Origin of the sequence: Vagococcus coleopterorum, assembly GCF_011303955.1 — a bacterium.
GTDB lineage: Bacteria > Bacillota > Bacilli > Lactobacillales > Vagococcaceae > Vagococcus_D > Vagococcus_D coleopterorum.
Genome location: NZ_CP049886.1, coordinates 525,803 through 547,749, shown reverse-complemented (window position 1 = coordinate 547,749; position 21,947 = coordinate 525,803). Strand labels below are relative to the sequence as shown.

Annotated in this window: 22 protein-coding genes and 2 other annotated features; of the genes, 8 read left to right on the top strand and 14 right to left on the bottom strand. The window is 37.1% G+C overall.

The window, feature by feature from the left end; genetic code table 11:
- Positions 1–137 precede the first annotated feature (137 nt).
- From rplL to rplK, 4 genes are all read right to left on the bottom strand, one after another.
- Entirely contained in the window at positions 138–503 is a 366-nt protein-coding gene (gene rplL / locus G7081_RS02840) for a 50S ribosomal protein L7/L12 (protein ID WP_166007210.1), read from the bottom strand.
- Between the two features lie 71 nt (positions 504–574).
- Positions 575–1,078 (bottom strand): 50S ribosomal protein L10, encoded by a 504-nt coding sequence (gene rplJ / locus G7081_RS02835; RefSeq protein WP_166007208.1) that lies wholly within the window; start codon positions 1,076–1,078, stop codon positions 575–577.
- Between the two features lie 44 nt (positions 1,079–1,122).
- Positions 1,123–1,245 (bottom strand) — a sequence feature (ribosomal protein L10 leader region).
- A gap of 63 nt (positions 1,246–1,308) precedes the next feature.
- A complete protein-coding gene (gene rplA / locus G7081_RS02830) occupies positions 1,309–1,998 on the bottom strand; it encodes a 50S ribosomal protein L1 (RefSeq protein WP_166007206.1) in 690 nt (229 codons plus the stop codon).
- A gap of 123 nt (positions 1,999–2,121) precedes the next feature.
- Positions 2,122–2,547 (bottom strand): 50S ribosomal protein L11, encoded by a 426-nt coding sequence (rplK, locus tag G7081_RS02825; RefSeq protein WP_166007204.1) that lies wholly within the window; start codon positions 2,545–2,547, stop codon positions 2,122–2,124.
- A gap of 327 nt (positions 2,548–2,874) precedes the next feature.
- Between rplK and sdaAB the strand changes: the two genes are divergently transcribed.
- Complete coding sequence (gene sdaAB / locus G7081_RS02820; RefSeq protein ID WP_166007203.1) at positions 2,875–3,543, top strand: L-serine ammonia-lyase, iron-sulfur-dependent subunit beta; 669 nt, start codon at positions 2,875–2,877, stop codon at positions 3,541–3,543.
- Positions 3,544–3,562: 19 nt separating this feature from the next.
- A complete protein-coding gene (gene sdaAA, locus G7081_RS02815; RefSeq protein WP_166007200.1) occupies positions 3,563–4,426 on the top strand; it encodes an L-serine ammonia-lyase, iron-sulfur-dependent, subunit alpha in 864 nt (287 codons plus the stop codon).
- Positions 4,427–4,469: 43 nt separating this feature from the next.
- Here sdaAA and nusG read toward each other — a convergent pair whose 3' ends face one another.
- The 3 genes from nusG to rpmG form a co-directional block, all read right to left on the bottom strand.
- Positions 4,470–5,012: a transcription termination/antitermination protein NusG gene (gene nusG, locus G7081_RS02810; RefSeq protein ID WP_166007198.1), complete on the bottom strand. Its 543-nt coding sequence runs from the start codon at positions 5,010–5,012 to the stop codon at positions 4,470–4,472.
- A gap of 136 nt (positions 5,013–5,148) precedes the next feature.
- Positions 5,149–5,319, bottom strand: a complete 171-nt coding sequence (gene secE, locus G7081_RS02805; RefSeq protein WP_166007196.1) for a preprotein translocase subunit SecE — start codon at positions 5,317–5,319, stop codon at positions 5,149–5,151.
- A gap of 10 nt (positions 5,320–5,329) precedes the next feature.
- On the bottom strand, positions 5,330–5,482 hold the full coding sequence (gene rpmG / locus G7081_RS02800) for a 50S ribosomal protein L33 (protein ID WP_166007194.1): 153 nt from the start codon (positions 5,480–5,482) through the stop codon (positions 5,330–5,332).
- A 181-nt stretch (positions 5,483–5,663) separates the two neighbouring features.
- On the opposite strand from rpmG, the gene cbpA reads away from it, so the two are divergent.
- The gene (gene cbpA, locus G7081_RS02795; RefSeq protein WP_166007192.1) at positions 5,664–6,317 is read left to right on the top strand and encodes a cyclic di-AMP binding protein CbpA; all 654 of its coding nucleotides are present in this window, start codon (positions 5,664–5,666) and stop codon (positions 6,315–6,317) included.
- Positions 6,318–6,342: 25 nt separating this feature from the next.
- Here the strand turns inward: cbpA and pepV are convergent, their stop codons facing one another.
- The 6 genes from pepV to leuS form a co-directional block, all read right to left on the bottom strand.
- Positions 6,343–7,752: a dipeptidase PepV gene (pepV, locus tag G7081_RS02790; protein WP_166007190.1), complete on the bottom strand. Its 1,410-nt coding sequence runs from the start codon at positions 7,750–7,752 to the stop codon at positions 6,343–6,345.
- A gap of 119 nt (positions 7,753–7,871) precedes the next feature.
- The gene (locus G7081_RS02785; protein ID WP_166007188.1) at positions 7,872–9,104 is read right to left on the bottom strand and encodes an aminopeptidase; all 1,233 of its coding nucleotides are present in this window, start codon (positions 9,102–9,104) and stop codon (positions 7,872–7,874) included.
- Between the two features lie 32 nt (positions 9,105–9,136).
- Complete coding sequence (yjeM, locus tag G7081_RS02780; protein WP_166007186.1) at positions 9,137–10,645, bottom strand: glutamate/gamma-aminobutyrate family transporter YjeM; 1,509 nt, start codon at positions 10,643–10,645, stop codon at positions 9,137–9,139.
- A gap of 328 nt (positions 10,646–10,973) precedes the next feature.
- Positions 10,974–11,681: a pseudouridine synthase gene (locus G7081_RS02775; RefSeq protein WP_166007184.1), complete on the bottom strand. Its 708-nt coding sequence runs from the start codon at positions 11,679–11,681 to the stop codon at positions 10,974–10,976.
- A gap of 56 nt (positions 11,682–11,737) precedes the next feature.
- Positions 11,738–13,381 (bottom strand): putative polysaccharide biosynthesis protein, encoded by a 1,644-nt coding sequence (locus tag G7081_RS02770; RefSeq protein WP_420824508.1) that lies wholly within the window; start codon positions 13,379–13,381, stop codon positions 11,738–11,740.
- Positions 13,382–13,547: 166 nt separating this feature from the next.
- A complete protein-coding gene (gene leuS, locus G7081_RS02765) occupies positions 13,548–15,962 on the bottom strand; it encodes a leucine--tRNA ligase (RefSeq protein WP_166007180.1) in 2,415 nt (804 codons plus the stop codon).
- A 60-nt stretch (positions 15,963–16,022) separates the two neighbouring features.
- Positions 16,023–16,221: a binding site (T-box leader), on the bottom strand.
- A gap of 177 nt (positions 16,222–16,398) precedes the next feature.
- Between leuS and G7081_RS02760 the strand changes: the two genes are divergently transcribed.
- From G7081_RS02760 to mnmM, 5 genes are all read left to right on the top strand, one after another.
- Positions 16,399–17,010, top strand: a complete 612-nt coding sequence (locus G7081_RS02760; protein WP_166007178.1) for a DUF1700 domain-containing protein — start codon at positions 16,399–16,401, stop codon at positions 17,008–17,010.
- On the top strand, positions 17,010–18,080 hold the full coding sequence (locus G7081_RS02755) for a DUF4097 family beta strand repeat-containing protein (RefSeq protein ID WP_166007176.1): 1,071 nt from the start codon (positions 17,010–17,012) through the stop codon (positions 18,078–18,080). The genes G7081_RS02760 and G7081_RS02755 overlap by 1 nt, the downstream gene beginning before the upstream one ends.
- An 87-nt stretch (positions 18,081–18,167) precedes the next feature.
- Positions 18,168–18,824, top strand: a complete 657-nt coding sequence (locus G7081_RS02750; protein ID WP_166007174.1) for a phosphatase PAP2 family protein — start codon at positions 18,168–18,170, stop codon at positions 18,822–18,824.
- Positions 18,825–18,834: 10 nt separating this feature from the next.
- Positions 18,835–19,803 (top strand): tRNA modification radical SAM protein MnmL/YtqA, encoded by a 969-nt coding sequence (gene mnmL / locus G7081_RS02745; RefSeq protein WP_166007172.1) that lies wholly within the window; start codon positions 18,835–18,837, stop codon positions 19,801–19,803.
- Complete coding sequence (gene mnmM, locus G7081_RS02740) at positions 19,797–20,378, top strand: tRNA 5-(aminomethyl)-2-thiouridylate-methyltransferase MnmM (RefSeq protein ID WP_166007169.1); 582 nt, start codon at positions 19,797–19,799, stop codon at positions 20,376–20,378. Before mnmL ends, mnmM begins: the two co-directional genes overlap by 7 nt.
- Before the next feature lie 16 nt (positions 20,379–20,394).
- On the opposite strand, the gene G7081_RS02735 is transcribed toward mnmM, so the two are convergent.
- Positions 20,395–21,876: an MDR family MFS transporter gene (locus G7081_RS02735; RefSeq protein WP_166007167.1), complete on the bottom strand. Its 1,482-nt coding sequence runs from the start codon at positions 21,874–21,876 to the stop codon at positions 20,395–20,397.
- Positions 21,877–21,947: the final 71 nt, after the last annotated feature.

Below are 21,947 nucleotides of genomic sequence, written 5' to 3'. Positions count from 1 at the left end.
ATCTGTTTAATCAGATTAAAAAGTTTTATTAATATTATTGTACCACTTTCACAAATGAGCACAATCGAAAAGAACTAATGCCACAACAAAAAAACCTATCTCACAAGGAGATAGGTTTCAAACTTTTTAAATAAAAATTATTTAAGAGTGATTGTAGCGCCAACTTCTTCTAAAGCAGCTTTAAGTGCTTCAGCTTCTGCTTTATCAACGCCTTCTTTAACTGGTGCAGGAGCGCCATCAACTACAGCTTTAGCTTCTTTTAAGCCAAGACCAGTTGCTTCACGAACTGCTTTGATAACTTTAACTTTTTGATCTCCAGCTGCAGTTAATTCTACAGTGAATTCAGTTTGCTCTTCAGCAGATGCTACAGCAGCACCAGCAGCAGCTACAGGAGCAGCAGCAGATACGCCAAATTCTTCTTCAATTGCTTTTACTAAGTCGTTTAATTCTAAAATGCTTGATTCTTTTAAATCAGCAACGATTTGTTCAATGTTTAATGCCATTTTAAATTCCTCCATATAGGTTTTATAGTTTTTGTTTTTTTTGTGTTACATGTTAAAAAGCTAGGCTGCAATTAAGCAACTTCTTCTTCTTTTGATTCTGCCACAGCATTGATAGCGTACGCCACGTTGCGGACAGGAGCTTGTAGTACTGAAAGTAGCATTGAAAGCATACCTTCGCGACTTGGTAGTGATGCCAAAGCTTTAATATCTTCAACTGAAGATACGCTACCTTCGATAACGCCGCCTTTAATTTCTAATGCTTCTGCATCTTTCGAGAAATCATTCATGATTTTCGCTGGTGCAACCACGTCTTCATTACTGAAGGCAACCGCAGTAGGTCCAGTGAAAACTTCACCCATTCCTTCTAATCCAGCTGCTTCAGCTGCACGAGATAAGATAGAGTTTTTGATAACTTTCATTTCAACATTTGCATCACGTAATTGTTTACGTAAGTTTGTTACTTCTTCAACGGTTAAACCACGGTAATCTACTACGATTACTGAAGCTGCCTCTTTGAATTTAGCAGAAACTTCTTCAACAAGTTGCGCTTTTTTAGCAATAATTGCTTCGCTCATTTTAATTTCACCTCCTGAGTTTTTGATGGTGGAGCCTTCTTACCCGAAGGTACAAAAAAACTCCATGCCACCTTGGACATAGAGGGACTATTGACTAATCAATATTGTCCTCGGTAGGAAATTAAGGCAATGCCACCTACTGTCTTCGGTACGTCATATAAAATTATAAGACTTAACCTAGTAACTTTACCATAGGAAAAGCAACTAGGTCAAGGCTATTTCGCAACTAATTAGATAGATGCTGTATCGATTTTAACACCAGGTCCAAATGTAGTTGTTACTACTAAGTTCTTCATGTATGTACCTTTAGTTGCAGCTGGTTTAGCTTTAACAATCATATCATGAATAGTTTGGAAGTTTTCAACTAATTTAGCATCATCAAATGACACTTTACCAATTGGTACGTGGATGTTTCCAGCTTTATCAACACGGTAAGTTACTTTACCTGCTTTAACTTCTTCAACAGCTTTAGTAACGTCCATAGTTACAGTACCAGTTTTAGGGTTAGGCATTAAACCTTTAGGTCCTAAGACACGACCTAATTTACCAACTTCACCCATCATGTCAGGTGTCGCAACGATAACATCGAAATCGAACCATCCTTGTTGGATTTTGTTAGCCATATCAGAATCACCAACGTAGTCAGCTCCTGCTGCTTCAGCTTCTTTAGCTTTTTCACCTTTAGCGAATACTAAAACTTTTTGAGTTTTACCAGTTCCGTTTGGTAATACAACGGCACCACGGATTTGTTGATCCGCTTTCTTAGGGTCAACGTTTAGACGGTAAGCAACTTCAACTGTTGCGTCGAATTTCGCTGTGTTTGTTTCTTTAGCTAATGCGATAGCTTCTTTTAAATCATATACTTTAGTTGTGTCAACTTTTTTCAATGCTTCTTGCATTTGTTTACTTTTTTTAGCCATTTTAAATGTTCCTCCTTGAGTGTGGTTATAACGGTAGAACCTCCCACGAATCTATATCTTTCAATACAAATCGACTGAGAAGCTACTTCCGGTGGTTACAGTTAGCGTTAATAATCAAAATGATTAGTAATCTAATGTAATCCCCATGCTTCTTGCAGTACCTTCAACCATGCGCATTGCTGATTCAGTGTCAGCTGCGTTTAGGTCCTCCATTTTTAGAGTAGCGATTTCTTTAACTTGGTCGCTTGATACTGATGCAACTTTAGTTTTGTTTGGCTCGCCTGAACCTTTTTCAATACCGGCAGCTTTTTTAAGTAATACTGCAGCTGGTGGTGTTTTTGTAATAAATGTGAATGAACGGTCTTCGTATACTGAGATAACTACAGGAATAATTAAACCTGCTTGATCTGCTGTACGAGCATTGAATTCTTTAGTGAATCCCATGATGTTAATACCTGCTTGACCTAACGCAGGACCTACTGGCGGTGCTGGTGTTGCTTTACCTGCAGGGATTTGCAATTTAACGATATTTTCTACTTTTTTTGCCACGTGACATACCTCCTTGAGTCCGTGATGTGGTTTAATGGAGATTGAGATTTCTCCTCCCACCCTCTTTTGTTCAACAAAAGATTACGCGTTTCCGCGCACTAGACTATTATATAAGATTAACTTAGGGATATCAAGTCTTTATTCAAATAAAAAGCGTCTATCTTACTACTCTTTAAAATTAAAAATCACTTGCCTTCTAAGCATTCTTTCACCTCAAACTCTTAGAATTCTTAAAGAGCTATCCAATTATTAAATCACACACAATATGTTAAGATAGACATATAATCAAACATAAATCATTACTATAGATAAAAGGAGTTTTTTATTATGTCAGCAGGACAATTCAGAAGTGTTTTTGATATTATCGGACCAGTTATGATTGGCCCAAGCAGTTCTCACACTGCCGGCGCAGCCCGGATAGGCAAGATTATGCGTGAACTTTTTGGTGAACAACCAGATTCCGTTGATATTCTATTATATGAATCATTTGCCAAAACATATCGAGGACACGGCACCGACATTGCTTTAGTTGGTGGTTTATTAAATATGGCTCCCGACGATGAACGCCTAGCAGGGTCATTGAAACTTGCTCATGATGCTGGGATTGAAATCGCATTTATCCCTAAAGATGAACCAGCAGACCATCCAAATACTGTTGTTATGCGATTAAATAAAGGTGACCATAAAGAAGTTATGACCGGCATTTCAATCGGTGGTGGTAATATTGAAATTACAGATGTTAATGGCTACCCTGTAACTATTAGTGCCGGAGTTCCAACATTCGTCATTAAACACCAAGCTGACTCGACTTTTAACAAAACTATTATGGATACACTTGCACAAGACGGCATTAAAGTTGCCGTGTCTCGTACTAGTGAATCTCAAAATACAGCAGAACTACTAAGCGTTGTGGAAGTGGATCAACCCACCGCAGGAAAAGCTACTGATAAATTAACAGTACTTCCGTTTGTCAACGCCATCACATTCTTAAACTAACCAACTGGAGGAATCGCTCATGTTCAAGACTATTGAAGAATTAGTCGCACTTGCTAACGAAAAAGGGAGCGTTGCTGAAGCAATGATCCAATTAGAAATGGAAGTTTCTAAAGCAAGTCGCGAAGATATTATTAAACACATGCAAAAAAATCGTGACGTGATGATGAAATCAATTCAACGCGGAACCGCTGGCGTTAAATCAGTAACTGGTTTAACTGGTGGAGACGCACCTAAGATGAACGCTTATCTTGAAAGCGGAAAATTCTTAAGTGGCGAATCTGTCTTAAAAGCTGTTCGTAATGCTGTCGCGGTTAACGAAGTGAATGCCGAGATGGGTCTAATCTGTGCCAACCCTACTGCTGGTAGTGCAGGAGTTGCTGCCGGAGTATTAGGAGCTGCCGTTGAAGACTTAAATCTGACAGATGAACAACAAACTGATTTCTTGTTTACTGCTGGTGCATTCGGCTTAGTCATCGCTAACAACGCTTCAATCAGTGGTGCGGCTGGCGGCTGTCAAGCCGAAGTCGGTTCTGCAAGTGCTATGGCTGCGGCGGCTCTTGTTGCTGTCAATGGCGGTACCCCTGAGCAATCAGCCCAAGCAATTGCTATTGGATTAAAAAATATGATGGGATTAATTTGTGATCCTGTTGCTGGGTTGGTTGAAGTGCCCTGCGTTAAACGTAATGCACTAGGCGCTTCTCAAGCTTATATCACAGCTGACATGGCCTTAGCTGGCATTACAAGTGTTATCCCACCAGATGAAGTAGTCATTGCAATGGGTAAAGTCGGTGAACAAATGCCTAGCGCCTTCAAAGAAACTGCTGAGGGTGGTCTGGCTGACACACCTACTGGTCGACGTTTGGCAAAAGAAATTTTTGGATAAAGCAAAAAGCTATCTCAAATGAGATAGCTTTTTTATTTTTAAATTATAGTTTATCAATTTGTTCAAAGTCTAATTCAGTAGCTGTTTCACGACCGAACATATCAATGTTAACTTTCAATTGTTGACGCTCATGGTCAATCTCAGTAATCTCACCAACTAAACCTGCAAAGGCTCCATCAATAATCTTGATTACTTCTCCCAACTCAATATCAAGCTCTTTATGACGTGTGCTTAATCCAAGTTTACGTAAGATTAATTCGATTTCTTCTTTTAATAGAGGGGATGGTTTACTTCCAGCACCATGGGATCCAACAAACCCTGTTACTCCAGGTGTGTTACGAACCACATACCAAGAATCATCGGTCATCACCATTTCAACTAAAACATAGCCAGGGAAAGTTTTATTAACGGTTACTTTCTCCTTACCATTTTTCACTTCACGCTCTTCTTCTTCTGGAGATACTACACGGAAAATAAAATCTTCCATGCCCATGCTTTGTGCACGAGACTCAATATTTTCTTTTACTTTATTTTCATAGCCAGAATACGTGTGTAATACAAACCACTGTCTTTCAAAAGTTTCCATTTCTAGCAGCCTACTTTCCTGTAAAATAAAAAAACCCCAGTTTTCCCCGAAGCTTTCTCTCAACATTAGTATAGCATTCTCTATTTTATTTCGCCAGTCTTTTAAAAATAAAAAGAGCCACCCTTACAGGTGACCACTACACAAATAGTCCAATAATAAATTGAATACCCAAATCTACGACACCAAAGAAAATAGCGAATAACACTGTTGTTTGAATGACAATGCTAACATCTTTTCTTAAACGCTTGCCCGTTGGCCAAGTCACATTTTTCATTTCATCACGAACACTTTTAATAAATTTAAACATACGATACCCCCTACTTTGTTTCTCTGTGTAAAGTATGCCCTTGACAATACTTACAGAATTTTTTAATTTCTAAACGTTCAGTTCTTTGCCCGTCATTAACAGACTTAGAATAATTTCTTGATCCACAGGCAGAACAAGCTAATGATGTTTTTCTTACAGCCATATTCAGTTCCCCCATCCTGTTCAAAGTTTATAATTTTACATTACCATCAAATAATTAAGCTGTCAATCTAAGCCCGGTTTAAATCAGTGCTTTATCCTTAGAAATCAATGGTTTCTCTTTGGATTTTTATGAGTTTATGTTAAGATAATCATAACAAGAAACTCAGAAAGAAGGACCTCGTATGCTAATCAAACAAGTCTGTATTACAAAGTCCGACTTAACAACTGTCGGCGAAACTTGTTCACTTGCTGATGCATTACTTATTTTAGAAGATTCTGGCTACCGTTGCGTGCCTGTTCTTGATGGTACCGAAAATATTTTTCGCGGTAATATTTACAAAATGCATATCTACCGCCACAAATCAGAAGGCGGTGACATGTCATTACCTGTCACGCACTTAATTAAAAATGCAACAAAGTTCATCAGTATCAATTCTTCATTCTTCAAAATTTTCTTTTCAATCAAAGAACTTCCTTACATCGCTGTTCTTGATGAAAAACAAAACTTTTACGGTATTTTAACCCACAGTAAATTGTTAAACATCCTTGCTCAATCTTGGAACGTTTCTGAAGGACGTTACGTTTTAACCGTCGCCTCAGATGGTCACCAAGGTGACTTGGCCGCTGTCTCAAAAATCATTTCGAAGCTATCTCAAATCACAAGCTGTATTACTTTAGACGCAACGGAAGAAGGCTATTCACGGCGGATGTTATTCACTTTACCCGCTGAAACCTCAGATGAAATTCTTAAAAATATCGTTAATAAAGTGGAACGTAAAAAATATAAAGTCGTTGAAATTGAAGACTTACGAAAAACAACAGCAGAAACAAAATAAAAAAGACACCCCATGGGTGTCTTTTTTATTTGATTAAACGATAGATGGCATCTGCATAGATAACTGTCGCATTGATCAAATCATCAACTGACATAAATTCGTTAGCTTGATGCATTGTATCCACACTATTAGGGAACATTGCTCCATAAGCAACTCCTCGTTCTAATAGTTGACCAAACGTTCCACCACCAATAACTTGGCCGTGGCCTTTTAATCCAGTGTGCTCTTCATATACAGCTAGTAATGTCTTAACCATTTCATCATCTTCTGAAACATAATGAGGTTGACGCTCAGAAATAATTTCTGTCGAACCATTTAACGGTTCAACTAAGCCACTTATCGCTGCCGCCATCGTTGCAGCTGATGTTCCTTTCGGATAACGAATATTAACCGTCACGGTATTAACTTTTTTACCAGCCTTAAACTCAAACAAACCAGCATTAGCTGTTGTTTCTCCCATAATATCATCAACATGCTTAATTCCTAAGTTAGCCCCTGTTGTATCTTCATGAATTAAAGTTGTAATAGCTGTTAAATATGCTTTAGCTCCCTCTCCAAAATCAAACTGGTCCAAGAACGCTGCTAAATATGTTCCGCCATTAATACCTGATGCCGGACTAGCACCGTGGGCAGATTTACCTTTAACAATGACGGTAGCTGTTCTACCATCAATTTCAACAGACCCAGTAATTGGATTCGCTTCTGCAAATACCGCAAACTGTGCTTCAAGTTCTGCAGCCTCCACATCTTCAGCAAACCTAATAACCGCTGTCGCTGATTCTGGCACCATATTAACACGGAAACCCGAATTAAAACTTTCCAAATGGTAATCCCCGCCATTTGTTCCAGAAAACTTCAGATTAATAGATGTATTCCCTTTTTCACCATTAATGATTGGGAACTCAGCATCCGGTGCAAAACCAAAATCAGGCTTTTCTTCTACTTCCATATAGCGAGTCATACACTTCCAACCACTTTCTTCATCTGTACCAATAATGAAGCGTACGCGTTTAGAAATAGGCAACCCTAATTCTTTAATTATTTTCAGCGCATAATAAGCACCCATTGAAGGGCCTTTATCATCACTTGCACCACGTGCATAGATTTTACCATCACGAATTTCTGGTTTAAATGGATCCGTTTCCCAACCAGTTCCCACCGGAACCACATCCACGTGACCAAAAATCCCCATCAACTCATTACCTTGACCATACTCTAAATGACCAGCTATATTTTCAATGTTTTTACTTTCAAAACCATCTCGTTCTCCAATTTCCAAAAACTTAAGTAAGGCAGCTTTGGGACCAGGACCAACTGGAGCATCAGTCGTTGCTTTATCATCTTCACGAACACTAGGTACGCTTAACAAATCAAATAAATCTTTAAATAAATCTTCTTTTCTAGACTCTACTTCTTTACGCCAATCAATTGTCATAACAGTCACTCCATTTCCTATTTATACTTCTATTATACTACTAGAATTACAGAATAGCTTATAAAAAAACAACCTCTTTAGACTTTTCAGTCACAGAGAGGTTGTTTCAATTTTAACGATTAAGCCCAATCACCATTACGGAAGATTGGCACAACTGTCCCATCTTCACGAATACCATCAACGTTCATTTCAGCTGAACCGATCATGAAGTCAACGTGTTTTTGACTACGGTTAATCCCGTTAGCAATTAATTCGTCTTCTGACATTGTTGTACCACCTTGTAAGTTGTGAGCATATGCTGCCCCAACTGCTAAGTGATTTGATGCATTTTCATCAAATAATGTGTTAAAGAATACGATACCTGATTGTGAAATTGGAGAAGGATCACTTACTAAAGCAACCTCACCCAAACGTTTTGAACCAGCATCAGAAGCAACTAATGATTTGATTACTTCTTCGCCTTTTTCAGCAGTTACATCTACAACTTCACCATCTTTAAATGTCCATTTCATGCCTTCAATGATGTTACCACCATAGCTTAATGGTTTAGTACTTGATACATATCCATCAGCACGACGACAATCTGGAGCTGTAAAGACTTCTTCAGTTGGCATGTTCGCTGTGAAAATTTCACCACGTGCATTTTCACTACCAGCACTTACCCAGATGTGACCTTTTGGTAAACCAATTGTTAAGTCAGTTCCTGGAGCAGTGTAATGTAAGGCATCAAATTGTTCTTTATTCAACATGTCAGCTTTTGTTCCTAATGTTTCTTTGTGCTCTTTCCAAGCAACTACTGGATCATCTGCATAAACACGTGTTGTTTTGAAGATTTGGTCCCAAAGTGCGGCAACTTGTTCTTCTTCTGTCGCTAATTCTGGGAATACTTTAGCGGCCCAAGGGCCTTCTGATGCTGCAACGACTGTCCAGCTAATTTTGTTAGCTTGGCTAGCTTTACGCAAGTCAGCTAATGCACCTGCATCGTAACTTTGGTAAGCAGCAACATGTTCAGGATCTAGACCACCAAGAGCATCTGGGTTAGCAGAAATGACACTAATACGGCTGGCACCTTTGTCTAACCAGTCATGAGTTTCATCAACCACATAAGCAGGAACCTTTGCTAACACATCTTTCGGTGTGTTTTTAACAGTTTCACGCAAGATTTCATCATCATTCCATTTTACAATTACTTGATCAGCACCCTTTGCATAAGCTGCTTCAACAATTAAACGAGCTAATTGAGCTTGATTAACTGAAATTTGTAAAACAACAGTGTGATGCTCCATTACGTTAACACCATTTTCAACAATTAGTTCTGCATATTTTTTTAAATTTTCATCAAACGTTGACATCTACATCACGATTCCCTTCTATTATTGACTAATTAAGCTTTGTTTTTGTGATTTTTTTCATAACGACCATATAAAACTAAAGCTACGATCGTGAAGAAAATTGGTCCAGCAATTTGCCAGATTGTTTGCATTGGGTTTCCATCGATTGTTGGTTGAATGATATTGAATAAGTTAGCGAAACCAACCATGAACAATACTAGTGCTACTGCAATAGTTGTAACAGCAGGTTTTTTATAAGCTAAGTAAGGTTTTTCAATATCTTTATTTTGTTTGAATTTCAAGAATGCGAAAGCTAAGAACATGTATGGTAATGTCATTGCAACGTTAGTCATACCTGTTAAAATTTCGAAGAATGCTTTTGCTGAATCGCCACCGAATGATACTAGAGCGATAATCGCAATAACAATAACTGCTTGAACTTTCATAGCATTTACAGGCATACCATTCTCAATTTTAGAGAATTTAGCAGGCCAGATTTCTTTTGGCGTACCTTCAATTAATTGTTTTAATGGAGAGAAGATCAATGTGAAGAACGCTCCTGAAAGGGCCATAAACATTGAAAGTCCCATGTAACGAGTAGTGAAGTGACCTAAACTGATTTGAGCAGATTCAGATAAGCTTAACGCTTTACCTAATTCAACACCCATTGTATTTAACATTTCATATGCTACGTTACCTAACGTGATTTGCTTGCCAGCAGCGGCAGCACCATCTACGAAAGTTTCCCAGTTAATGAATGCACCTGTAATGAAGATACCTACTGCATAACCGATTGAAATAACAATCGCAGCCATAGTTAACCCTTTAGGGAAGTTTTTCTCTGGATTTTCAGTTTCATTTACTAATCCACCAACGGCTTCAATACCACCGTAAGCAAAGATTGCGAATACTAAGAAACTTAAAATTTGAATCATAGATTTATAATCTGGGTTTGGAGATGTAAAGAATGCGCTAAATGATACTGGCTCAGCCATGTGACCATTAGCAAAAAGAATAATCAATCCACAAGTTAATACTACTACGTTAATTAATAGTACTGCAGTACCTGCTAACGATGTGAATTTAGAAATTTTATCTAAACCTTTTGAAGCAATAAATGTTAATAAGATAATCCAAATAATAGCTAAAATACCTAACGTTTGAACGCCGTTTAATCCGAATAAACTCCAAGATTGTGTTTTATCTTCACCGAAGATTAAACTTGATAACGGAATCCAAATACCAATACCAACGTTTACCATCCAAATTACGTATGAAGCATACCACATGAATGTTCCGACAAAGGCATATTTTTCACCAACAGATTTTGACATCCAAGCGAAAATCCCACCTTTTTCTTCTTTAAACGCGGCACCAAATTCAGCCATCATGAAAGCATAAGGGATGAAGAATGTTGCAGCTGCAAGCACGTACCAGAAAATTGAGGCATACCCCATTAAGTAGAATGCTCTTGTTACGTTAGTAAAACCAAATACTGATGTAAAAATCATCATGATAAGTGCCATCATTGATAACTTTTTACTTTGAACAACTTTTGACATGTAAATCCTCCTTTTAATTTGCTTCTTTTCCTGAAAGAACGCATTTTGATAACGCTTTCATATCAGGTGTATCCTTATTGTAGAGCTTACCGAACACAAAAGCTATAGTAAAATTATTTTTGCTTAGCGTTCTTTCTGTATTTTAATTTATACCTCATTTAAATGCAATCTTTTTATTATCGATCAGACACAAATGTTGGTAAAACAACGTTTTGAAGATGTCCCCTATCTTATGAAGATTAGATTGAAATCCTTTTATTTTTCAAAAATCATCATTATTTTATCATTTTATACCTCGCAAGTATAAAAGCCATACGAAATGTATGGCTTAAAAAACAAATTCCTTCTCTGTTAATTCTATATAGTGTCCTTCATCTAAATCTCTCGGCAAAATCATTTCCCCCATCGAAAGTCGATGCAGTGCCACCACTCTTTTTCCAACCGCAGCAAACATCCTTTTCACTTGATGATACTTACCTTCTGATATTGTCACTTCAATAGTCGACTCGGATTTTTCTTCATTAATATTAATAATTTTCAAACTTGCTGGCTTACATAATTCATCTCCAGAAATAACGACCCCTTTTTTAAAAGTTAAAACATCGTCTTCTGTAACAATACCTGAGATGGTCGCTCGGTATGTTTTTGAAACATGTTTTTTAGGTGACAATAAATTATGACTCAACTCGCCATCATTAGTAATTAACAATAATCCAGTTGTATCTTTATCTAGCCTGCCAACCGGAAATAAATCTGCGCGAAAATCTTCTGCATCTAACAAATCTAAAACTGTTTTATGGTTTCGGTCCTCCGTTGCAGAAATGACTCCTTTTGGTTTGTTTAATAGATAATAAAAATATTTCTGATATTTTACAATCTCGCCATTAACCATTATGACATCTGAAGCTTCATTAATATTAAATTTACCATCTTTCACAACATTTCCGTTAACCACTATCACGCTTTTTTTCAGAAGTGGTTTTACTTCTTTACGACTTCCAAAACCTGTATGACTTAAGAATTTATCCAGTCTCATCTTTCTCCTCCAAAAAGAAAGAGAACAGCTACTATATAGCATGTTCTCTAACTAATCTATAACGCTTTAATTTTTAGCTTACGGCGTAATCCAGCAACTTTATCACCTAATAAACGATCTGCTAATTTTAACTTTAAAGCCATATAGCCATAAACCACCATACCTACTAATCCAACAATCAAGACAATAATTAACGATTGAATTTTACTATCTGGTGATAAGAAAATGTATAGTAAGCTTCTTGTTAAAAAGGCTACCAACGTCATAATTAAGCTTAATCCTAAAATTAATAACGTACGCTTCATTGTCAGAACAATATCAAAATCTGTCATGCGTTGAATATGTGCCGTTGTTAAGTATGAAGCAACTAAGAAACAAATAGCTGTCGATAATAGCGGACCATAAACATGGAACACCGCAATAAATGGATATTGTAAAACAACTTTAATAACAAAACCAATAGCCAAGAATAGCATCGCTTGTTTATTTTCATACAACCCTTGTAGCGTTGTAGAAACCAACATGTAGAAACCTAAAATAATTCCTACGTAACATGCTTGAACCAAGACAGAAGAACCTAGTGTATCCGGCTCATAGAATAGTGTATTTAATGGATAGGCTAAAATAATCATTCCTAACGTTGCAGGAATCATGACAAAGAAAAACAACTGGAAGTTATCACTAATTAAGCGTGCTACCCCTTTTTTATCTTTCAATGTAAAAGCTTCTGTTACCAAAGGTAAACTTGTTACCGCTAACGACGTAGCAATAGAAATTGTAATCATCGTCAATTTATCTGGGTTTGCACTAAAGACAGAAAATAGCTCTTTGATTTGTGTCCCCGTATAATTTGTTAAATGTCCCATCGCTTTTTCAAATGTGTATTGGTCAAATATCTTAACAATCGTAATCGCTGACCCAATAATGATGAACGGCATTGCCTCAATCATCATATTTTTTAATAACTCTGATGTAGAAATTGTTAATTGGTTGCTACTATTCTCTTCTAGCATCTTCATGCGAGCAGAACCTTTGAAATAATAGTACCCCAGCGCTGCCATAGCAGCGATCATACCGATGAACGCAGCAAACGTTGATTGTGTTACCGCCGCTACATAATCACCCTGTCCAACTTTCATAATAATAAATGTCGCTAATAACATGTAGAAAACACGAGCAAATTGTTCCGCCATTTGAGAAATAGCAGATGGCATCATATCATGGTAACCTTGGAAAAACCCTCTAATAACACTCATACAAGGGAAGATTAACAAACCAAAACTTAAAGCTCTCATAGTCGGAATTAAATCAGCTTCTCCTGCTGCTAAAATCGGTGCGGCAAAGTACATGATAGCCGCGAAAGCAATTCCTAGCCCCATCATTACAACCATTGATTTTTTAAATAGTTTTTTACTCAGCCCATATTCGTTTAAAGAATTATAGTGTGAGATTTGCTTGGCAATCGCTCCGGGGATCCCAGCTGTAGCGATCATTAAGAATAAGGCATAAATATTGTAGCCTTTTGTAAATAAGTTATTGGCTACTTTAGCATGATCGCCCATCCAAGCGTACCAAGGAATAATATAAATAGCACCCATCAACCTCGATACAACACTCCCCACGGTCATCCAAAGTGATCCGCGAACCATTTTTTGTTTAGCATCTAGCTCATGAGTAGCTGTTGCTTTCTTTTTGGTAATTCCCATTATCTCTGTTCCAACTTTCTTCCAAGTCTTTTCTCCTATTTTACCAAATAAATTGAAAATAGTTAAGCTATGAACAATCTTTTGATTTCTAGAACCAAAAAAAAGAGCTAAACACCTTATAAACAAAGGATTTAGTCTCTTTTATTTTTTTGTTTTTTATCTAATTTGCAACGATATTAACTAATTTATTCGGAATTGCAACAACTTTACGAACCGTTTTGTCAGTTAATTGCTCAGAAACTTGTTCATCTGCCATTGCCATTTTTTCAAGTTCTTCTTTTGGCAAGTCACGGGGGATCGTTAATTTCGCACGAACTTTACCGTTGATTTGAACGACAATTTCAATTTCATCTTCTACTAGGAAAGATTCATCAAACGTCGGCCACTCTGCATAAGTTAAACTTACTGAATTTCCTAAAATAGCCCATAATTCTTCACCCATATGCGGTGCAATCGGCGCTAATAATTGAACAAATCCTGAAATAAGTTCTTTAGGTAACATTTCTTGTTTATTCGCTTCATTTACGAATACCATTAACTGTGAAATGGCTGTATTAAAGCGTAAGTTTTCATAATCTTCCGTAACTTTCTTAACTGTTTGGTGGTAAACCTTAGCTAATTCTGGATTTTCTCCATCAGTAACAGCCTCTCTTAATTGATTATCATCTGTTACTATTAAACGCCACACGCGATCTAAGAATTTACGACTACCTTCAAGACCGTTCTCACTCCAAGCAATAGCAGCATCTAATGGACCCATAAACATTTCATATAAACGTAATGTATCTGCTCCATATTTAGCTACCACATCATCCGGATTAACTACATTTCCTTTTGATTTAGACATTTTTTCATTATTACTTCCTAAGATCATTCCTTGATTATATAATTTTTGGAATGGTTCTTTTGTCGGCACTACACCTAAATCATATAAGAACTTATGCCAGAAACGTGCATACAATAAGTGAAGAACAGCATGTTCTGCTCCCCCGATATACATATCAACTGGTAACCATTGGTTAAGTTTTTCAGGATCTGCTAACATCTCTGTATTATTCGGATCAATGTATCTTAAGTAATACCATGAACTACCTGCCCATTGCGGCATTGTATTTGTTTCACGACGTCCTTTAAGTCCAGTATCTGGATCAACAACATTTACCCACTCATCAATATTGGCTAATGGTGATTCACCAGTTCCACTTGGTTTGATATCTGTCGTTACAGGCAGAACTAATGGTAATTCAGACTCCGGTACAGTAGTTGTTGTGCCATCTTCCCAGTGAATAACTGGAATAGGTTCTCCCCAATAACGTTGACGTGAGAATAACCAGTCACGTAGGCGGAAACTAATCTCTTTCTTACCACAGCCTTTTGTTTCTAGCCATGTTAACATCTCAGAAATCGCTGTTGGTTTATCCATCCCATTCAAGAACTCAGAATTAATATGTTCGCCGTCGCCTTCGTAGGCTTCCTCTGCAACGTTACCACCGGCAACAACAGGTACAATTTGCAAATCAAATTCTTTCGCAAAGTCATAATCACGCGGATCGTGAGCAGGCACTGCCATGATTGCACCTGTACCGTATGTAGATAGTACATAATCAGCAATCCAAATTGGCATCTCTTTTCCATTAGCTGGATTAATAGCGTAAGCACCTGTAAATACACCAGTTTTTTCTTTCGCAAGATCTGTACGAGCTAATTCTGACTTTTTAGATGCTTCATCAATATAAGCTGAAACAGCAGCCATTTGTTCAGGTGTGGTAATTTCTTTAACCAGTTCTAACTCAGGAGCAAGCACTGCATAAGTAGCGCCAAATAACGTATCTGGTCTTGTTGTGAAGACTTGGAAAGACTTATCTGTATCTTTAATTTCAAAAGTAACATTAGCCCCTTCCGAACGTCCAATCCAATGACGTTGCATATCTTTGATATTTTCAGGCCAGTCTACTTCTTCCAAGTCATCAATCAAACGATCTGCATATGCTGTAATTTTCAACATCCACTGTTTCATAGGTACGCGATAAACTGGGTGACCTCCACGTTCAGATAAACCATCAATAACTTCTTCATTGGCCAGTACTGTACCTAATGCGGGACACCAGTTAACTGGAATTTCCGCTTCATAGGCTAAGCCTTTTTCAAATAATTTAGTAAAGATCCATTGTGTCCACTTGTAGTAGCTCGGATCTGTCGTATTAATTTCACGTTCCCAATCATAACTGAAACCTAATGAATCAATTTGTTTACGAAAAACTTCGATATTTTGCTGAGTAAAGATAGCAGGGTCGTTCCCTGTATCTAAAGCATATTGTTCAGCAGGTAAGCCAAATGCATCCCATCCCATCGGGTGTAAAACATTATAACCTTGGCTACGTTTCATACGTGACAAAATATCTGTTGCTGTATAACCCTCCGGATGTCCTACGTGGAGCCCTTGTCCTGATGGATACGGGAACATGTCTAACGCATAGAAACATTCCTTATTTGCATCTTCTGTTGTTTTAAACGTTTTATTCGCCGCCCAAAATTCTTGCCATTTCTTTTCTGTCTTTAAATGTTCGTATGCCATTTACTCTTCCTCCATTCATTTAATGAAAAAAGCACCCTATAAAAGTCCTCAAATAGACTTTTATAGGACGCTAGAATTTACTTAACGTGGTACCACCTATATTCATAGCTTATACAGCTACCTCATAAACACGATAACGAGTGCACCGGCTAAAAAGCTTAACTCAAAGGTAAGTTCAATATTCCTCACTACGTATTCTCAGCACCATACGCTCTCTGAAAGTGATTCTTTATTTACTACTCCTTATCTCAGTTACAATGCTAATTGTAGCAAAGAAAACTATGCCATGCAAGCTAGTCCTTCCCTCTACCTAGAGCTCTCTAAGACTTTTGACTGATTTGTTGTTTAACCTATTGTCCAGCTAACTTTTACCAGTTATATTTAAAGTACGGAATTTAACTATTTTAATTTCTAACTACAGATAAGGAGTACGCAAATGAATAAAGAACATTTTTTAACCGAATTAAAAATTCAGTTACGCGGTCTTTCTCCAATAGATAAAGAAACTATTTTGAAAGAATACGAAGACAAATTTGATGCCTTATTGGCTGATGGATTAACAGAACCTTACGCTTCAAAAGAGCTAGGTTCTCCACGAGATATCGCTAAAGATATTTTACTAGATCACAATATTAACCCTGCTGCTGATTTCACTAATACAAATGACTGGGAAGAATTAGACGCTAACTATAATGATGCCGCGTATAATGAAGGAAATAAACCTTCATTCTTCATTCGCTTCTGCCAAGTGGCTGGGATCATCCTATTTAACGCTTTATTAATGATTTGGTTAATCTTGGCAGGACTAGCTTTATTGTTCTCAGGATGGATACTTGTCATCACTTGTTTATTCGCCCCAATTCTGGGTTTAATTGCTTTAGCTCTAACCGGTGGAGCAGCCGGACTATTCCAACTATTTATTAGTATCGCACTGTGTGGCCTTGGATTCTTAGGACTAATGGTTGCCATACCAGTGACAACCTATTCACTTAAATTTTTATATCACTATGTCGCTTGGACATTAAACGTATTGCGAGGTGAGCGCTAATGAGAAAAAAATATATTGTCTTCTTAAGCCTAGGATTAATCTTATTAACATCTGGATCTGTGGGAGCAGCTGTTTTATTTAAAAAAGTTCAGCACGAAGTTATTACTGAAATTAATGAAGACTATAAAGTCACATCTATTGATACTCTAAAAAATGTATCGATTCAATATGATGGTCAAACTAACTTCACTGTACGACCTTCACAAGATGATCAATTTCACTTAATCCATACAAATTACGAGTTTAATGGAACCGAATCTGTTGACTGGGAATTTAAAGAAGATGACGAAAACTTAACCCTTTCGATTACACACCAATCAACTCAGGAAAAATTACCTGGCATTTCCTTTGATTTCTTCCGCGGCTACAGCGATGTCCAATTATTGGTTCCAAAAGGAATTGATAATTTGAAATTGACTACCATAAAAGATACCTTTACGAATGTCTTTGGGCTAAACGTTAAAACTATTGCCGTTGCACCTTCACGTGGCATTGAACTTTCAGATATTACCGCTGATTCAGTTAAAGGAAAATCAGACCATGGTCTGATTTCAATTAGTGACTCTACTATTATAGACTCTATTGATTTAACTAGCGACTCAGGTGCCCTAAGTGTTGATGAATCAACTGCTAAAACTGTTGTTATGACAACAACTAGCGGCAATCCAAAGGTTGATGATTCTGCTGCTGATTTTAAAGTAACGACTAAAAGTGGTGACATCGCTTTAAACGCTGTTAAAGGACCTATCACCTTAGATACCATCAACGGATCAATCGATTGGTACCAAAATCGGAAAACATTCCCAGCGACAATCAAAAATCTACATGGCACAACAAACTTAACCTATGTCAATAAACCTAAAAATACTATTATTCACGCCGAATCAAAAGCAGGCGATGTTTTTATCGATGGTAAACACAGCAAAGACCTGAAGTTTGGTGACGGAGAAAATAAAATTGATTTAATCAACGAAACTGGTAATATCCGTATTTTCTTTGATAATCGCGATTTTCTTGATGATGATTTTGACGATCACGATGATATAGACGATGCGCATGATATCGATTAACCTCACTCTACTTAAAAAATCATGATATAATAGTAAAACCATTTAGTCTAAACTAAATGGTTTTTTCTATGCAAAGGAGTTAACACAATGATTAAAAATAAAACAAATACTTACTTACTTGCCACATTAATTTTAGTTGCTTTCATGGTTTTAGGTTATACCGTTAAATTTTATCCAGAAACCCTCACTGCATTTGATCAACCTGTTGCTCATTTTTTACAACAAACAATTACACAGACTAAAACGGAAACTTTTAAAACCATCACATTTTTCGGTAATGTAGCGACTATTTCAATTTTACTACTACTAATCACAATCTTACTAATCCTTTTTAAACGATACAGCGAAGCCATTTGGCTTGTTTTCAATACAGCAATCGGTTCTGGCTTAGGGAATTATCTAGTCAAGTTTCTATATCACCGTCCTCGACCACTGACTGAACATTTAGTACCTGCTGATCATTATAGTTTCCCAAGCGGACACGCAATGGCAAGCATATTGTTTTATGGAAGTTTGATTATTGTTATTCAGTTGATTATGAGTGCAAGTTCATTTAAAAAAATCATTCAGTCTCTTCTCGTGATTTTAATCCTGCTGATTGGTTGGAGCAGGATATATTTAAACGTTCACTATCCAACCGATATTATTGGTGGCTATTTATTAGGGAGTGCATGGTTAATTGCTACACTACCTATTTTCACAAAAATACGTTTTATTTGGCGGTTTAAAAATAAACAAAATTAGGAGCGAAGACATGGATACAGGTTTGGGTTATTTTGGAAATGAACAAAAACGTTACCACACTTGGAATCACGAACTAAGAAATCATTTCGGCGAAAAAGTTTTTAAAGTCTCAATTGATGGTGGATTCGATTGCCCAAATCGTGATGGTACTGTTGCCAAAGGGGGATGTACTTTTTGTAGTGTTTCAGGTTCAGGAGATATGATTTTAGCACCAACTGAACCTCTTGTTGATCAATTTGAAAGAGAAGTCGCTCGCATGCATAAGAAATGGCCCGAAGTGACAAAATATCTCGTTTATTTTCAAAACTTTACGAATACACACGCTCCTGTAGAAGTAATTCGCGAACGTTTTGAACAAGTTCTAACTTTACCTGGTGTTGTTGGTATTTCAATCGGCACTCGACCAGACTGTCTTCCACCTGAAGTAGTTGAGTATTTAAAGGAACTCAATGATCGGTTCTATTTATGGGTGGAGCTAGGTCTTCAAACGACATATGAAGAAACCAGCGACACAATTAACCGTGCCCATGATTATCAAACTTACTTGGATGGTGTTGCTAGCTTACGTGCTCATAATATTCGAGTGTGTACCCACCTTATTAACGGTCTTCCAGGAGAAACAACTCAGATGATGATTGAAAATTTAAAACGAACAATTCAAGATTCTGATATTCAAGGAATTAAACTGCATCTCATGCACTTAATGACAAATACCAAGATGGTTAGAGATTATGTTTCCGGTAATCTGACGTTGATGGAAAAAGATGATTACGTGACTGTCATCTGTGATCAGTTAGAAATGATTCCTAAAGAAATTGTCATCCACCGCCTAACAGGCGATGCTCCACGAGAGACATTAATCGGACCCATGTGGAGCTTAAAAAAATGGGAAGTATTGAATGCTATTGATGATGAGTTAGCACGTCGCCAAACCTGTCAAGGGTCTAACAACTGCCGAAAGGATGAACCTATATGCTGATTCCCTCCGTTAAATACAGCCACACTCTTCTAAAAGAAATTATTAAACCCGGTGATACTGTTGTTGATGCAACTGTCGGAAACGGATTCGACACCCTATTCTTAGCTGAATTAGTCGGGACAGATGGGACTGTGATTGGTTTCGACATTCAAGCACAAGCCATTGAAACGACTCTTATGAAACTAAAAGATACCCAGTTAGATAAGCAAGTCAGCCTATATCAACAAGGTCATGAAACAGTTTCTTCAGTTATATCTAAGGAAGATAAAATAAAGGCAGCTATCTTCAATCTTGGCTATTTGCCAAAGGCCGATAAAAATATTATTACGCAAGGACCAACAACAATTCAAGCCATTGAAACCTTAATGGAACACTTAACACCACTAGGTAGAATTATTATTGTTGTTTATTATGGTCATCAAGGTGGCCCCGAAGAAAAGAACCAAGTAATGGAATTTGTAAAAACGATTCCTCAATCTCACTTTAATGTTTTATCTTATCAATTTATCAATCAAAAAAACCAGCCGCCTATTTTATTAGCAATCGAAAAAAAAGCAAAGGTCAATGCTCCTTAGAGCAGACCTTTGCTTTTTATTTTAATAAATGTTCAGATTTTTGGAATTGGTTAAAAATAAAAGCTACTATTAACAAAATAATTCCCACAAAGTAAACATTGTGTAATCCCGTGTACAAAATATTCCTTAAGGGTTCTACTACATCTGCAGCTAATTGGCTAAATGATTCATGATCAGAAAGTTGATCAATCATATCTCGTTTTAAACCTAGTGCAGATTGAGCGGCAATTTCTTTATTGTAATGATTATTTAAAACCACTCCAAAAATAGAAATCATAATCGTTTGTCCAAGAGTTCTACATAACGTATTAAAGGACGTAGCTACCCCAATACTATCAGCATCAACACTACTTTGCGCTTTAACTGTTGTTGAGGTAATCGTAATACCTAACCCAATACCTGTCCAGGCAGAAATGATACAAAAAATCCAAAATGGTGTGGTCACTGGTACTCTGGCTAAAGCAATCCCACCAATAATAATAATACTTAATCCAATGGTTAAGGCGCGTTTTGTCGTTGTTTTTTCAAGAAGTCGTCCCGCTACAAATGATCCGATAACCCATGTGAAAGATAATGGAGCTAACGCCATTCCACCTAAAGCAGCCGGCAAACCAAGAACTCCTTGCATCCACATTGGAATATAAACATCTACTCCCATTAAGAACCCACTCACTAAGGCAGCAATTAAATTAATAATCATAAATGTTTTATTCGCGAATAAGTCTAATGAAATAACTGGATCAGTGGCTTTTCTTTCAATTTTTACAAAGAGCAAACCAAAAATTAAAACTGCTGCAAAACATAAGTAAGTAGCCAAGCTTGCTCCACCAGGTTCGCTTAATGTCTGGAAACCATATAAAAGAGCTAACAATAACAACATTAATGTTAATGAACCAGCATAATCCACTGGTTGTTTTTTATGTTCACTTTTAGGTTCTACCAAAAATACCATTGTTAGAATAACCAATAAAATGCCAATTGGAACATTTACAAAGAAAATCCAATGCCATCCGATGGTATCTACAATAAATCCACCACATAGCGGACCAACTACACTAGCAATTCCCCAAAAAGCACTACTTAAACCTAAAATTTTAGCACGTTTATCTAATGGATAAATATCTGCAATAATTGTCATTGCAACAGGCATAATTGCCCCCGCACCAATCCCTTGGATCGCTCTAAAAATAATTAACTGCAACATGCTTCCTGATAACCCACACAGTGATGAACCAATAATAAAAACAACAATTCCAAATAGGAAAACAGGCTTACGCCCTACCCTATCAACTAATTTTCCGTAAATTGGAGTCATCATAGCATTTGTTAATAAATAAATCGAGAAGACCCAACTCATTATTTCTCCGCCTTTTAACTGACCAGCAATTGTTGGCATAGCTGTTGATACAATCGTTGCTTCGATTGCTGTCATAAAGATTGCTATAAATACTGTTAAAGTCACTACTTTAACATTTGTTTCTCTTTTCTTTACTCCCATTCCTTCACCCTCACTTTTCAATATAAAAAGGGACGTCTCTCAATGAAAGAAAACTTTCATTAAGAGCCGCC